Consider the following 15,299-nt stretch of genomic DNA (forward strand, 5'->3'; position numbering starts at 1 on the left):
AGACAAGGTAAATTGCTGAACAAGTCAATTTAAAAGTCATGAAAATGGCAAAATTTTTTAACTTTAGGAAACTGAAATGAGCTTATTTATTTCTTCTGCTCACGCTGCAGCAGCTCCCGCTCAGGGGCCAGGTATGATGGCAAACTTATTGATGATTGCAGTATTTGTAGCAATTTTCTATTTTCTTATTTGGCGCCCTCAAGCAAAACGTGCGAAAGAACACCGCACTTTAATCGAAAGCTTAGGTGTAGGTAGCGAAGTTGTATTTGCTGGCGGCTTAATGGGTCGCATTTTGAAAATTGATGGTGACTTTGCAGTCGTTGAATTAAGCAAAGGAAATGAAGTAAAAGTTCAACGTGCAAGTGTCATTTCAGTACTTCCTGAAGGCACATTAAATAACCTTTAATCATAAAACGGTCGTGCATGAGCACGACTTTTTCATTTTAAGAAGAAAGCGAATGCGTTACCCTGCATGGAAATATATATTGATCCTAGTTGTACTCGTGATCAGTACATTATACGCACTGCCAAGTCTGTATCCTGACGAGCCTGCTGTTCAAATTTCTGGCGCCAAGGCAGGTACCACGATTGATCAGACTGTGATACAGAAAGCAGAGCAAATTTTAAAAAGCGAAAATATTAGCAGTCATGATAATACTTTCACCAACAACGCTGCTCTTCTACGCTTAAGTACGTCTGAAGCACAGCTAAAAGCCAAAGATGCGTTGAGCAAAGGCTTAGGTGAAAATTATACGGTTGCACTCAACCTCGCACCAACAACACCTGAGTGGTTGCAAAAAATTGGTGCTAAGCCAATGAAGCTTGGTTTGGACTTACGTGGTGGTGTTCATTTCCTACTTGAAGTAGATATGGACAAAGCCATTGCACAGCGTATGGAAACATCTGCATCTGATTTACGTCGTGAGTTCCGTGAAAATAAAGTCAAGTTCAACAGCTTAACTTTAAATAACAACACGATTACGATTCAGTTTGCAAATAATGATGACCGTGCCGCTGTCATGGATTTTTTACGTCGTGAAGGTAATAAATATAACCAACAAGCTTTAGCAACTGAGTCAGGTTCTACGCTAAAACTGACCTATAACGATACGACTAAACAAGAAATCCAGTCTTATGCACTGAACCAAAACTTAACCACTTTACGTAATCGTATTAACGAACTTGGTGTTGCTGAAGCATTGGTACAAAGCCAAGGGAGCAACCGTATTGTGGTTGAACTTCCAGGTGTACAAGATACTGCTGAGGCAAAACGTGTTCTAGGTCGTACAGCGAACTTAGAATTCCGTTTGGTTTCTGATTTGAATGATCAATACATTGACCGTTTTACGGGTAAATATAATGGTCAGCCATTACCACCGGGCACTGAAGTTTTTGCTTATGAGTCTTTGGACAGTGGAAAAGAGCTTTTATTAAATCGTAACCGTATCTTAACAGGTGAACGTGTTCAAAATGCATCAAGTGGCTTTAGCCAAGATACAGGTGGTTCTGAGGTTAATATTACTTTAGACACTGCGGGCGGTAAGTTATTGTCTGATGCAACACGTAATGCTGTTGGTAAACGTATGGCAGTACTGTTTATTGAAAATAAACAGAAAATTACGTCTGTTGCAGATCCTGTAACAGGTGTGATGACCGAAGTACGTACCCCTTATACTGAATCTGTAGTGATCAATGCTGCAACAATTCAAGCGGTATTGGGTTCATCATTCCGTATTACAGGCTTAGATTCTCCACAAGAATCAGCAGAACTTGCATTGATGCTCCGTGCAGGTGCTTTGGCTGCGCCAATGTACTTCGTAGAAGAGCGTGTTGTGGGCCCAAGTCTTGGTCAAGAAAACATTGATAAAGGTGTGACTTCTACAATTGTAGGTTTCCTCTTAGTTGCACTATGGATGGTCATCTTCTTCCGTCTATTTGGTTTAATTGCAGATTTTGCCTTGGTCGTAAACTTGGCCATGTTATTGACCATTATGTCGTGGATTGGCGCATCGCTGACCCTTCCAGGTATTGCAGGTATTGTCATCACTATTGGTATGGCTGTCGATGCCAACGTACTAATTTGTGAGCGAATACGAGAAGAAATGCGCTGGGGTGCCTCACCCAAACAAGCCATTATTGCGGGTTATGATCGAGCATATAACACCATTCTCGACTCAAACCTAACCACGTTCTTGGTGGCGTTTATCTTGTTTGCTATTGGTACTGGTCCGATTAAAGGCTTTGCGGTCACATTGATGATTGGTATTATTTGTTCGATGTTTACTTCGATTACAGTAACACGTGCAATTATCCAGTTAATCTATGGCAAAAAACGTAACTTGAATAAGTTGAGCATATAAGGAGATCTATGATGACTGATGTGACTCAACCGAAAAAGAAATACGGACGCCCAGATGACGAGCACGTAATTAACTTTATGAAGATTGCCAAACCAGCGGCAATCATCTCGATCATCCTAACAATTGCGAGCCTTTTCTTTATTGTCACGAAAGGACTAAACCTAGGTTTAGACTTTACTGGTGGTGTTTCAGCAGAATTGAACTATCAATCTGCGGCAAAACCTGCTGAGGTGATTGCAACTTTAGATAAAGCTGGTTTTAAAGATGCTGTTGTACAAACCTTGGGAAGTAATAAAGACCTCATCGTGCGTATGCCACCACAAGACGTCAATGTTGAAGATTTAAGCAATTCGTTAACTAAAGCAGTTCAATTGCCGAATAACCCTGCTGTGGTCCATAAAGTAGACTCAGTTGGTGGTCAAGTCGGTAACGAGCTTTATCTACGTTCTGCGGGCGCTGTAGCACTGGCTATGCTGCTGATGTTGATCTATGTCACCATTCGCTTTGAGTTTAAACTTGCAGTGGGTGCTGTGCTCTCATTACTGCATGACGTGATTGTGACGATTGGTATCTTTGCAATGATGCAATGGCCATTTGACTTAACCGTATTGGCAGCAGTCTTGGCACTCATCGGTTTCTCATTGAACGATAACATTGTTGTATCGGATCGTATTCGTGAGAACTTCCGTAAGATTCGTGGTGCTTCACCATTGGAAATCGTCAACATTGCTTTGACCGAAACCTTAAAACGTACCATTCATACTTCTATGACATTATTACTGGTTGTACTTGCAATGATGTTCTTGGGTGGTGATGGTCTACACTGGTTCTCTGTTGCCATGTTTATTGGTGTATTTGTTGGTACGTATTCTTCGATTTATATCGGAACTGCATTTGCATTATGGCGTGGTCTAAACCGTCAAGACTTTATTGTACAAGTTAAACCTGAATTTGAAGATGAAGAAGAACATATTCCTCATTAATTCTCAGTTTTAGGCTAAAAATAGCTCATCTTCGGATGTAATGCTGATCAGTTAAGTATTTTTAATCCTCCCCACCCCTCCTTTGAAAAAGGAGAGAGTATCTAGGATTCAATACCGCATTGAATTCACGAGTATTCCCCTCTTTTGTAAAGAGGGGTTAGGGGAGATTTATAAATAGGTAATAATAAAATTACGCTTAACTAATCGACATTACATCTTCAGATGGGCTTTTTTTATGTTCAAATATTTTAAATCTAGTGTTTTGAATCAACTTATAAACATCATCAATGTTGAATAATCTGTATCTTTGGAAATGCAAAACCTTTACAAGACAATGCTGAACGCCAAGACACTGTCAGCATTACATGACCTAAATTAAAGTTTTGATAAGCAAAACTACCCAGTTGCGGATGGCTACAGATTCCGCCATCGTTTATAGAATGAGCATGGGTATTCAACTCATTCAAACTTAATCGAATCCCTAAGCCTGATGCTTTTAAAACAGCCTCTTTAGTCGTCCAAACTTTAAACCAAAACGCTGAATCAAAATCCAAATCCTGCCATGTTTGTAATTCTTCTGGGTGAAAAGCATGTTTAGCCAAGGCCTCAAAACGCACCACCCTATCTAAATCCTCAACATCAATCCCTAAGTCTTGGATTTTTAGACTATGAGTAAGTGCATAATTTTTTTGACTATGTGAATGGTTAAAAGCAAATTCAGAATGATCAATTAAATACGGTTTGCCATATTCAGTTTTAGCAAAGGATTGAGCATTCATTTCAACTTGAAGTACGTCTGATAAAATTTGATTACGATATTGATAAATTTGATTCTTTTTATATTGATTATAGGTCGTAAAATCCTTGAATTGATCCCGATCTAGTCTTAATAATTGAGCCAATGCAATTAAATGTATTTGTATTTCATTCTTTTTCATTGACCCAATGACCTTAACACGATGCTGTAATTAGAACTTTACAATATCGCCTTTCAAAGCAACACCTGCAATTGCAGTCCCTTTTGCACAATCATAAGTTGTCGTGCTACGTGTTTCATTCGATTTATAAAAGCTAACCAGATTAGTCACGGCATTTGCACCACGAGCTTTTGCTGTATTTTGGAGTTGAATCAGTGCTGAACGTAAAACATGATCACAAGAAGATTCAGCAGATTTAGCAAAACCATTGGTCTTTTTATTGGTTACTAAACCTTTCTCAATGACTTTACCGCCAGATTTAGTTCCAGCTAAATAAAACTTAACTGAACCATCTAAAAAGCCATCGGCAACAGCACGATTAACCGCGTCTTGAAAGTTAAATTGGTGAATTGTATCTGCTGCATGTACAGAAGCCATACTACTTGTTGTTAAAGCTAAAGCAATGACAATTTTTTTAATCGATTGAATAGACATGTTATACCCTCGTTAGTGATCTAATTTTTTAAAAATAATTGAAGTATTAATTCCCCCAAAAGCGAAATTATTACTCATTAAAATTTTGGCATTTATTTCTCGATTTTGTCCCACAATATAATCTAAATCACCACATAATGGGTCAATATGATCTAAATTTAATGTAGGAACAAATTGTTGTCGACGCATCATTTCAATACTCAACCAAGCTTCAATCGCACCACATGCACCCAAGGTATGACCAAAATAACTTTTCAGTGAGCTGATCGGTTTATAACCCAAAACACGTGCTGTCGCCTGAGTTTCTGCAATATCACCTTGATCGGTCGATGTTCCATGCGCATTGACATAATCAATCTGTTCAGCTGAGATTTGTGCATCTTTGAGTGCCAAAGTCATACAACGTCCCATCATCTCAGAGTCTGGACGAGTGACATGCTGACCATCGGTATTACTGCCATAGCCGATGATTTCTGCATATATTTTTGCACCACGGTTTTTGGCATGTTCGTATTCTTCTAAAATTAAACAACTTGCGCCTTCACCAACCACCAATCCATCACGATCACGATCAAAAGGACGAGGAGATTGTTCAGGTCGATCATTCATACCACTGGTTGCCAGCAAAACATCGAATACCGCCGCACTTGCAGCACTGAGCTCTTCTGCACCACCTGCAAACATGACAGTCTGTTTACCATACTTAATCGCTTCATAAGCCTGACCAATTGCCATTGATCCTGAAGTACATGCACTTGATGTGGGTAATGTCAGCCCTTTTAAGCCAAAGTAAACCGTCATATTTACAGCACTGGTATGCGACATCATACGAATATATGTTGTGGCATTGATTTTGCTCATGTTATTTTCCAATAACATTGAACCAAACTCAGCGACTGCGTTTACACTTCCTGCTGAAGAACCAAAGGCAACCCCAGTTTCACCACTTTGTAAAATTGGGTCATTTAATAAATTGGCATCAATTAAGGCCTTTTCAGCACTAATCACTGACATTAAGGCAACACGCCCCATGCCTCGTGTTACTTTACGATTAAAATGTTTTGGGATGTCAAAATGCTCAACAGCACCTGCTATTTTACAGCGTAAATCAGCAAAGACTTCCCAATCTGGCATATAACGAATACCATTCTTTGCTGCTGAAATTTGCTCGAAAATCGAGTCCGCTGTTTCACCTAATGAAGTAATACCAGCCATGCCTGTTACAACAACACGCTTCATATCAATCCCCCATTCACCGAAATCACTTGGCGGGTGATATAACTTGCATCGTCACTACATAAAAATTTAACCACTTTTGCGACTTCATCTACTTGCCCCATGCGTTGCATCGGGATCATTTTTAAAGCATGTTCCTGAACTTCGTCACTGACCATTTCAGTTTCAATTAAACCGGGTGCAACACAATTGACTGTAATTTTTCTTTTGGCTAATTCGAGTGCTAAGGCTTTGGTCGCACCAATTAATCCTGCTTTGGCTGCACTGTAATTCACTTGTCCACGATTTCCCATCACACCAGATACCGAAGACATGGTCACAATACGACCACCTTGTTTGAGGCGAATCATTGGCATCACTAATGGTTTCAATACATTATAAAAACCATCTAGAGATGTGGAAATAACTTCATCCCAATCATTGTCAGTTAAAGCGGGAAATGCAGCATCATGCGTTAAGCCTGCATTGAGTACCACAGCATAAAAAGCACCATGTTCTGCGATATCTTGTTCTAATAAATGTTGTACTTGTTCGCGTTGCGTCACATCAAATAAAAGAGTATGACTCTTGCGACCCAAAGCTTTAATTTCAGCAACCACCTGTTCTGTTTCTATTTTTTTTGAACGTGCATGTACAGTAACATCAAAACCTGCTTCTGCCAGCTGTAATGCTATCGCTTTTCCAATACCACGGCTCGACCCTGTTACTAAAACTCTTCTTGTCACACTTTCATCCTAATCTTTATAAACCTGCTGTTATTCTTCAGGTTCATACACACTCAACACTGCCGAGATTGTATGGTTTTGATAATAAATTTCACAGGCAAATTGTCCCAATCCTTCGTGTAAATACTGCTTTTCTGCTCGAATCGTAACAGTTTCACCCATGTTAAAATATGGAACAGGTAAATGCAGTTTACGTGTTCCTAAAAGAAAACCAATTTTAGGCGGTTGTCCTAACTTTCCGCCCTGAGAACCTGCATACAAACTGACTGTTTGTGCCATCAATTCAATACTCGACCACGTCGGTAAGCCTTGTTCTTCACAAAACATCAAATCTGGGCGAATCAATAATTCGGCTATAGCAAAGTTATCTCCTATTTCCACAACATGATCAATAAAAACCATCGGTTTTTCATGCGGAATAAAATCAACTGCGCTTAAATTTTTAGACAAATTCATTTTAACTGTGTTCCAAAAATTAAGCTGATATTACTGCCACCAAAAGCAAATGAATTGGACATAACATATTGAATGGATTGATCCAAATCTGGATAATTTACATAGTTCACACCAGTCAATTCACTGTCTACAACAACCTGTTGATGCAATGGCAACCAACTTTGGTCTTTTAAGATTTGGTTACAAATCATCGCTTCAATGGCCCCTGCTGCACCTAAACAATGCCCTGTTTTATGTTTAGTACTACTTAATGGCACAGCAATATTTTGAAAGATGGTTTGAACCGCTTTTATTTCCATCGCATCATTTTGTGGCGTCGCCGTACCATGCAAATTTAAATAGCCAATTTCCGATGCATCTAAATGCGCCATATCTAAAGCCGCTTGCATTGCTCTCATCGCGCCATCACCTTCAGGATGAGGTGCAGAAATATGCCATGCATCCATCGACTCACCTGCTGACATTAACATGACAGGTGCAACTTCTTTAGACAATAAAAATAAGGCTGCTGCTTCACCAATGTTAATCCCATCCCGATCTTGACCACAGGGTTGGCAAACCGTATCAGATAAACTTTCTAAACTATGAAATCCATTCAGTGTTAATTTACACAAGGTATCAACACCACCGACCAATACCACATCTGCCAACCCTGCATTAATTAAACGTTGCCCTGCTGCAAATGCTTTAGCACTAGAAGAACATGCTGTAGAAATGGTATATGCCACTCCTTCCCAGCCTAAATACACCTGTAACGCTTTGGCTAAGCATCCCATTTCTTGTTTTTTTTGTTTGATTTGAATGCTGCTATCACCTTGAAAGTGAAGCTTTAATTCAGGTTCATTATCTGCAATACCTGATGTAGATGTTCCCATCACAATAGCAAGACGTTTATTTTCAAACCGAGCCACATAATGCCGAATATCAGCTTCAATCTGTTGTAGAGCTGTCAAAGCAAACCGTAAATTGCGTGTTTCAAACGCTTCTAAATTTGCAGGAACCTGCTGAATCAACTCAGCAGAATAAGCCCCCACCCAAACCTCTTTTTCGGGAATAAATATACGACTCAAACTTAAAGTATTTTCAATACTCGTCAAAGCTTGTTTTAATTGCGTTGGCGTTGAACCCAAAGCTGACAATCCAACACTATATTGAATGCCAACTGCCGGATTTTTTTGATCAATAATTTCAGGCATTTGGGCAGCTACTCATTATTTTCCAAAGTATTAGGCACTTCGCTAAACACCATTTGATACGGCACTTGCACATTATCCAGCTCGATATGATCTTGCGTATGTCGAATTGTGAGTACCTTGTCTTGATGGATCAGAATGTTCTGTATCGTGGTTGAATGCTCTTGTTGCTTAGGTGCTACTTGAACATCTTGAGGTGGGTGATTGATAAAATTTGGGTAGGTAGCAAATAAAATATCACGCACCAAAAAATCAAAAGGCAAAAGCTTCATTTGGTCAATACGCTGTTCCACTTTCACATTCTGCCCATCGAAACCTAATTTAAAAAGCTGTTGTCCTGTCAGACTCAATGCTAAAAAATCCAAGTTTTTATCTTGTTGCTGTTGATATAACAAGAAACTAAAACTGTGTGTTTTCCATTGCACTTCTACCAAATCTTGACGTTGATAATGCTGTGCAATCCACTGAGAATTTATTAAACCCTGTGCTTTAGGCCGTATTTGCTGACATGCTGTTATAGGCAATATTAACAACATCGCTAAAGCACAATGTTTCCACTTATTCGACATCATTCAATTCCAATAGCAGCAATCTGTGACTGCTCCTCACGACAATATTCAGCCAAAGTACTTAAACGCTGTTTCGGATTTTTATGAATTGGATTGGTATGATCCCAAGCATAGCCTGCCAATAATGATGCAATCATACGGCGAATTTTGTCATTTTGATTTTTAGAGAAGACAACATCTTGAAACTCACCTTCATACCATGACTCAACATAGGCACGAAATACTTTAATTCCCGCTCTTAACGGTTTTTCATACGCTTGCATCCAGTCAACAGTTTCTCCCTGTAAAACACGTTCAAGCAAAGGTACAACCAAGCTTGAGGATTTTAGAGCAATGGTCACCCCTGAAGAAAAAACTGGATCTAAAAACTCACCTGCATTGCCCAACAATGCATAATTACGGTCAGCTAGATGTTTAACATTGGCAGAATACCCCACCAAAGTCCTTACCGCTGTATCAAACTTTTTATTGCGCAATACCTGAGACAGAGCTGGATCATCTGCAAGAATACGCTCAAAAGTTGCCTGTAAAGTCTCTGGACTACTTTCATCAAACTGATAATGTTCAAAGAAATCCTGTTCAGCAACAATCCCAAACGATGAACGACCATCTGCAAACGGTATCAACCAATACCATGCCCGTGGGTCTTTTTCATGTACCGTAATTAAAATTTTCTCACGATCAAAATCAGGATCATCCAATATCCCATCTTCAATATGCGTGAAAATCGCACGGCGTACAGGAAAGTCCGATGGACTTTCTAAGTCTAAAAATTTCGGTAAAATTCGTCCAAAACCACTGGCATCAAGTAAGAATTTACCTTGAATTTGATACTGCTCACCTTGTTCATCTTTCACTGTAAGGATCGGACGTTGAGTTTCAACATCCACAGCTATGACTTCATGTCCAAAACGAATGTCAGCACCATACTGTTCAGCTTGTTGTGCTAAAAGTTGATCAAAATTAGCGCGACGTACTTGCCATGTTGTCCCTGGGCCATCAGTAAACTTCTCAGTAAAATCATAAAAGCTACGCTGTTGCCCCTTTAAAAAAGCAGCACCATTTTTAAACTGGAATGCGTATTCATCCACATGATTTTTAATATTTTCTAATAAACCTGCTTCTTCTAAAAACACCATCGACTGTGGCAATAAAGATTCACCAATCGAAAAGCGTGGAAAATATTGTTTTTCAATAATGGTTACTGCATAACCTTTTTTGCGTAATAGTGCGGCTGCCGAACTACCTGATGGCCCTGCACCAATAATTAGTACATCTGTTTGCTGGATTAAACTCATTATTCTCTCTTTGTTTTCAGCTATCTTGCTGATTTTGTAAAATAACCTGATGTTGGTCATCTGCTTTGGTAAAAATCGTGGCGTACACAAATGAAAAGATGACACCAAATAAAACAGTCAAACCAAAACAATGAATGGCATAGGTATGACTAAACGACAACAATCCAAAACCGAGTAAAGTCGACATCATACATAAAAATAGTGCCATTCCAACAACTTGCGGATGGTCATGGCTATGCCGATAAAAAATGGCATAATCCACTCCGATGCCTATAATTAAAAATGTTCCCATAATACTGAATAAGTTAATTTCTACACCTAACCATGCCTGTACAGCAAAAGTACTCAGTAAAGCTAAACTTACAGGTAATATTAAGGCAAAGATTGAGCCAATTCCATAAATAATAGCCAAGCCAATCACCAAAACAATCAAAGCATAAAATAGTAAAGACTGCGCCTGAATACGATGTTCTTGAAAGAGTTGAGATAACTGAGCAACGGGTTGCAGTAATTTAATTTGATCAGTTTCAAGTTGTTTTATATTCTGAATATTATGAATACCTTGTAGCAAAACCAAACGCTCATTTTGACTGGGCTGCAAAAAAGCCAAAGGGTGATTTTGAAATGAACTTAAAGTCAATACAGGTTGATCTGCCAATCGCTTTTGCCATGCCAAAACATCATCTACATTCAACTGCATTGCCAAAGCATAGTTTTTTAATTCTGTTGCTGGAATTTGTTGTAATAACCGAATATTTTCTTGCTGTATTGCAAGAGACGGTACTGATTGACCAATCGCCTGAAATCCTTGCAACTGACCTTGTTGTTTAAGCTGATTTAATTTGACCAATAACACTTGTTCTTGTTTTTCGAGCTGGGCTGTATTTTCTGCCCGAATCACAAAATAATCACTCCCTTGCTGCTGACCAAAACGCTCACGCACATAACGGTCTTCTTGTTTTAATTTCTGATCCATACTTTGTAAATTACGAACATCATCATTGGCTTTTAAGAAATATAAGCTTGTGGTTGAGGTTAAAACAATCACAACAATCACAACATAGCGCAAAAAATCACGCTGTAAAAAATAGTGACGCGCCGATCCTATGAAACGTAGCGTATGAATCGAAGGTTGAGCATTCAGCGCTTTTAAACGTGGTAATAACAAAATACTGGTGACCCATGCAGCACTGAGTCCAACGATTGAAAATACTGCAATTTGACGAAAACCTGGAAACGGCGTAAAGGTCAAAAATACATATGCCACCAAAGTCGTCATCAACCCCATAAACAGACTGGGTAAAACAGGCTTTAAAATAGCAAATCCATCTACATTACGATGTTGTGATTGCAATGCCATAAAATAAAAAGAAAAATCGACACATACGCCAACTAAGCTTGCACCAAAGACCAACGTCATTAAGTGAATTTCACCAAAAACCCAATGTGTTGCTGCAAATGCAACCAATATACCGCTACTCACGGCAATAAATTCAGTCAACATTGGGCGCAAAGATCTGAAACCAAACCAGACCAGTAACAAAACTCCCAAACTAGAACCTAAACCAATCGTTGAAATCTCTTTTTCAGCAGACTGCGTACCAAAACTTGAAAATAGTAAAGTTCCCGTCCAATGGGTTTTAACATTCAGCTGATTTAACTGAGCATCGACAATTTGCATCCATGCAGTTGTACTTTTTTGATAATCAATATTATATGGGCTTTGGGTTAGCTCTAAGCTAAACAAGCGAGAATATCCATGTTCATCACGGATGGTGGCAAAGCCCTGTTCGAGCTCGATGGTTTGGTCTGAATTTTGATTCGACAAGCCCATTGCAAAACGAGGGAACAGTAATAATGGATCATGATTCAACAGGTCTGCGGTAATCGGCATCCCCGGGCTCATGACTTGTAATAATGCCTGCTCGGTTAAAGCGGTATAATCTTTTTGTTTTAACAGTTGACTGTCTTCTAGACTGAGTAAACCTGCATGATGCTGATATAAGGTTTGAGCAAATTTGTCCGTGTCTAATTGTGGTTTTAAAGGCTGCCACAATTGTGAATGGGTGACTTGCTGTTTGAGAATATCTGTTGCTTGCTGTAGCGCATGATCGTTCGGCGCATCAATCACCAAGAACACTTTATTGTTCAATTGTTGATTGACATATTCTTGGGTTTTTTCTAATTGCGCATCCTGATGTTCTTTGGGCAATAATGCAAAGACATTGGTTTGAATATGAATATCATGCTTAAACCACGAATATGCCAAGCTTAAAGCCACACACAATAAAATGCTCAGCCACAGCGCGGTAAATTTATTTGGCCAATTTGAAAAGTGCATCTTCTGAAGCCATAAGTTGAGCAGGTTGAGTATTATGCTGACTGAATTGGATGGTCGTCGAATTATTTGCTTTTTCAGTAATCACAATACGGTCGACATAACGTTGCCCTTGAGCTTCTACACGATCAAATAATTTTTTAAATAAACTCGTTTTTGGTGTCAACGTCACATTCCATTGCGTTGGAGAATAATGTGCTGACACAATATTAAAGTTCTTTGCCAAAGCCGCCTCATTACCTGACATCAACTGTAAAAACATGGTTGCTACAGAACCATAAGGCGATTTATCAATTTCGATTTGACTATACGTACGCTGCGTTTTTTGTACCAACTTTTGAGGTGTCACAATTAAACTGGCTTGTACAGGTTTTTGGATTTGCCACAACACGCCATATTGTTTAGAAAACAATACCGTACCATTCGAAATAAAGGTTTTATTTAGAGAGGCTAATTTCTTCTGTTGTTGAAAATTTGCCCTTACTGTCGGTGCCGTTGAGAGTTGCTTGAAAATCTGTCCCACTTGAGTATTTTGAGCCTGCACAGCATTTGCATAAGTTGCACAAAAAACCATACTTAAAACCAAGATCACAAGCTTGCACGAAGTTTTCACCATTTTCGATAAATACAATGATTTGAACGCCAATAAAACATGCAGATTGGGAACCTGTTGCGACATCCGCGTTATATTCTGCTTCATGATCATTTCCTATAAATGCTCTAAAGATTTAGACTAAGCAGGCTGAAACTTTGACCAGTCATTTAAACGATCAAAGAGTACTTGTGGCGACTGAAAGCACATTTCACGTGTTTCAATATTGACAGCGACTTGCGAGGTAAATCCTTTGGTTAAGCGCTTATCTGTATTGGCATCAAAAATCTGATACTCAATTTTCAAACGATTTTCCCATTCTTTTAAAATGGCACGTACACGAATTTTCTGTTGAAATTCGATACCTTGTACATAACGGACATAGCTCTCGATCACTGGCCATGCATAACCAGAATCTTTCATTTGCACATAGTTATAATTAAATTCATCCAATAATTTACAACGTGCGATTTCAAAATATTTAATGTAATGGCCATGCCAAACAATATTCATGGTATCAACATCATGAAATGGAATTTCAATCATTACATCAGCATGCATCTCTCAGCTCCATTACAAATTAGTTCCATTTCAAGCGTTGATCTAACGGATTCAGCAATTCAAATTGCTCAAAACGATCAACCAAACGTTGCAAATCATGTTGTAAAGCACGATCTTCTTCTACAAAAGTGAAGCTTTCAAGCACCCAGTGTTGGAACTGCGTTAACACTTCTCCCAATTGCTCACTCAATCCTCTCAATTGAATGGCTTGTACTGCGGCACAGCATAAAGCTGCCATCACTTGTTCTGTTAATAAGATCACTCGGCTCGCATCACGTGCCGCAATTGTGCCCATACTGACTTTATCTTGATTGTGACATTCTGTAGAGCGAGAGAAGATTGAAGCGGCGATGGTTTGTTTTAAAGCCTCTGCTGTCCATGCAGATACTCCGATTTGAACCGCTTTAAAGCCATGATTTAAGGGTAAACGTTCCTGACTCGAACCCGTCAAATTACGTGGTAAACCATGATTCATTTTATGATCTACCAATTGCGCCAATTGACGATCCATCAAATCGGCAATATTGGCGATCATAATTTTTAAACTGTCCATGGCCTGAGCAATATGTCCGCCATAGAAATGCCCACCATGTAAAACCCGTAAATTCACAGGATCAATCAATGGGTTGTCATTGCTTGAGTTCAATTCATTTTCAATAAATTGACGCAACCATATTTTTGAGTCCTCATAAACACCAATCACATGTGGCGCGCAACGTAATGAATAACGGTCTTGCAAACGTGGGCTTTGGTGCTCCGTTTGTACTTCACTATTCAACCAATCACGCAATTGAGCTGCAATATTTTGCTGTCCTTGATGAGGTTTTTGTGCAAATAAAACTTCATCAAAATGGCTAGGATTACCTTCTAAAGCCAAAACATTCATTGCAGTGACCAAGCTACTTACAAGTGAAATTTGTTCAGCTTTTTTATAATTTAAACATGCAATAGCCGTCATCACAGCTGTGCCATTCATCAGTGCCAAGCCTTCTTTAGGGCGAAGCACTAGAGCATCTAGTTGATATTCTGCATAAACTTGTGCAATCGGTACAATTTGATTTGGCTTTTTTTGATAAACATCACGCTCACCAACCAAGGCTCCAGCAATGTAAGACAATGGCGTTAAATCACCACTTGCACCGACAGAACCTTCCGATGGAATCACAGGAATAATATTTTCATTGAGCATCCAAACTAAACGCTCTAGCAAAGCCAGAGAGACACCTGAATAACCACGTGCCAAAGAACATAACCGAGTTACCACCACAGCTCGTGCCGTGACTAAATCAAGATTTTGTCCTAATCCACAACCATGAAAGCGAGATAAATGTAATGGCAATTCATGGACTTGATGCGATGGAATTTCGACTAAACATGAGTCACCATATCCCGTAGTCACACCATAAATGACGCCTTCTTCTTCTAGCAATTGGTCTAGAAAATCAGCACCACGCTGAATCAAACTTTGCCATTGTTGCGATGTTGGCAAAGCCACTTGGCATTGATTCTGAGCAACGGCAACAACTTGTTCTATCGTTAATGGTTGTTCACCAACAACCAAAATTTTCATCTCTTT

At 39.2% G+C, this 15,299-nt stretch carries 15 protein-coding genes; 3 read left to right on the forward strand and 12 right to left on the reverse strand.

Translation table 11 applies throughout. The features are described 5' to 3' along the window. Positions 1-76: 76 nt before the first annotated feature. The 3 genes from yajC to secF are packed head-to-tail and all read left to right on the forward strand — an operon-like array spanning position 77 to position 3,343. Complete coding sequence (yajC, locus tag D7V20_RS04680) at positions 77-406, forward strand: preprotein translocase subunit YajC (RefSeq protein ID WP_120383171.1); 330 nt, start codon at positions 77-79, stop codon at positions 404-406. A gap of 52 nt (positions 407-458) precedes the next feature. After that, entirely contained in the window at positions 459-2,360 is a 1,902-nt protein-coding gene (gene secD / locus D7V20_RS04685) for a protein translocase subunit SecD (RefSeq protein ID WP_120383172.1), read from the forward strand. An 8-nt stretch (positions 2,361-2,368) separates the two neighbouring features. After that, complete coding sequence (gene secF, locus D7V20_RS04690; RefSeq protein ID WP_120383173.1) at positions 2,369-3,343, forward strand: protein translocase subunit SecF; 975 nt, start codon at positions 2,369-2,371, stop codon at positions 3,341-3,343. Positions 3,344-3,627: 284 nt separating this feature from the next. Here secF and D7V20_RS04695 read toward each other — a convergent pair whose 3' ends face one another. From D7V20_RS04695 to D7V20_RS04750, 12 genes are all read right to left on the reverse strand, one after another. Continuing rightward, entirely contained in the window at positions 3,628-4,281 is a 654-nt protein-coding gene (locus tag D7V20_RS04695) for a 4'-phosphopantetheinyl transferase family protein (protein WP_120383174.1), read from the reverse strand. 30 nt (positions 4,282-4,311) lie between these two features. Continuing rightward, positions 4,312-4,755 carry an excinuclease gene (locus tag D7V20_RS04700; RefSeq protein ID WP_120383175.1) on the reverse strand — a complete coding sequence of 148 codons (444 nt, stop codon included), beginning with the start codon at positions 4,753-4,755 and terminating at the stop codon, positions 4,312-4,314. Positions 4,756-4,767: 12 nt separating this feature from the next. Continuing rightward, positions 4,768-5,994, reverse strand: a complete 1,227-nt coding sequence (locus D7V20_RS04705) for a beta-ketoacyl-ACP synthase (protein ID WP_120383176.1) — start codon at positions 5,992-5,994, stop codon at positions 4,768-4,770. Then, positions 5,991-6,716: a 3-ketoacyl-ACP reductase FabG2 gene (locus tag D7V20_RS04710; protein WP_120383177.1), complete on the reverse strand. Its 726-nt coding sequence runs from the start codon at positions 6,714-6,716 to the stop codon at positions 5,991-5,993. The genes D7V20_RS04705 and D7V20_RS04710 overlap by 4 nt, the downstream gene beginning before the upstream one ends. Positions 6,717-6,746: 30 nt before the next feature. Next, on the reverse strand, positions 6,747-7,172 hold the full coding sequence (locus D7V20_RS04715) for an ApeP family dehydratase (RefSeq protein WP_120383178.1): 426 nt from the start codon (positions 7,170-7,172) through the stop codon (positions 6,747-6,749). Further along, positions 7,169-8,368 carry a beta-ketoacyl-[acyl-carrier-protein] synthase family protein gene (locus D7V20_RS04720; protein ID WP_120383179.1) on the reverse strand — a complete coding sequence of 400 codons (1,200 nt, stop codon included), beginning with the start codon at positions 8,366-8,368 and terminating at the stop codon, positions 7,169-7,171. The genes D7V20_RS04715 and D7V20_RS04720 overlap by 4 nt, the downstream gene beginning before the upstream one ends. An 8-nt stretch (positions 8,369-8,376) precedes the next feature. After that, positions 8,377-8,934, reverse strand: a complete 558-nt coding sequence (locus tag D7V20_RS04725; protein ID WP_120383180.1) for a DUF3261 domain-containing protein — start codon at positions 8,932-8,934, stop codon at positions 8,377-8,379. Then, positions 8,934-10,232: an NAD(P)/FAD-dependent oxidoreductase gene (locus tag D7V20_RS04730; protein WP_120383181.1), complete on the reverse strand. Its 1,299-nt coding sequence runs from the start codon at positions 10,230-10,232 to the stop codon at positions 8,934-8,936. Before D7V20_RS04730 ends, D7V20_RS04725 begins: the two co-directional genes overlap by 1 nt. Before the next feature lie 16 nt (positions 10,233-10,248). Beyond that, positions 10,249-12,573, reverse strand: coding sequence for an MMPL family transporter (locus D7V20_RS04735; protein ID WP_120383182.1), 2,325 nt, complete (start codon positions 12,571-12,573; stop codon positions 10,249-10,251). After that, entirely contained in the window at positions 12,548-13,144 is a 597-nt protein-coding gene (locus tag D7V20_RS04740) for a LolA family protein (RefSeq protein ID WP_235831598.1), read from the reverse strand. Before D7V20_RS04740 ends, D7V20_RS04735 begins: the two co-directional genes overlap by 26 nt. A 159-nt stretch (positions 13,145-13,303) precedes the next feature. Further along, entirely contained in the window at positions 13,304-13,723 is a 420-nt protein-coding gene (locus tag D7V20_RS04745; RefSeq protein ID WP_120383183.1) for an acyl-CoA thioesterase, read from the reverse strand. A gap of 19 nt (positions 13,724-13,742) precedes the next feature. Next, positions 13,743-15,293, reverse strand: coding sequence for an HAL/PAL/TAL family ammonia-lyase (locus D7V20_RS04750; RefSeq protein WP_120383224.1), 1,551 nt, complete (start codon positions 15,291-15,293; stop codon positions 13,743-13,745). Positions 15,294-15,299: the final 6 nt, after the last annotated feature.

It is taken from the genome of Acinetobacter rongchengensis (assembly GCF_003611475.1).
GTDB classification, from domain to species: Bacteria; Pseudomonadota; Gammaproteobacteria; order Pseudomonadales; family Moraxellaceae; genus Acinetobacter; species Acinetobacter rongchengensis.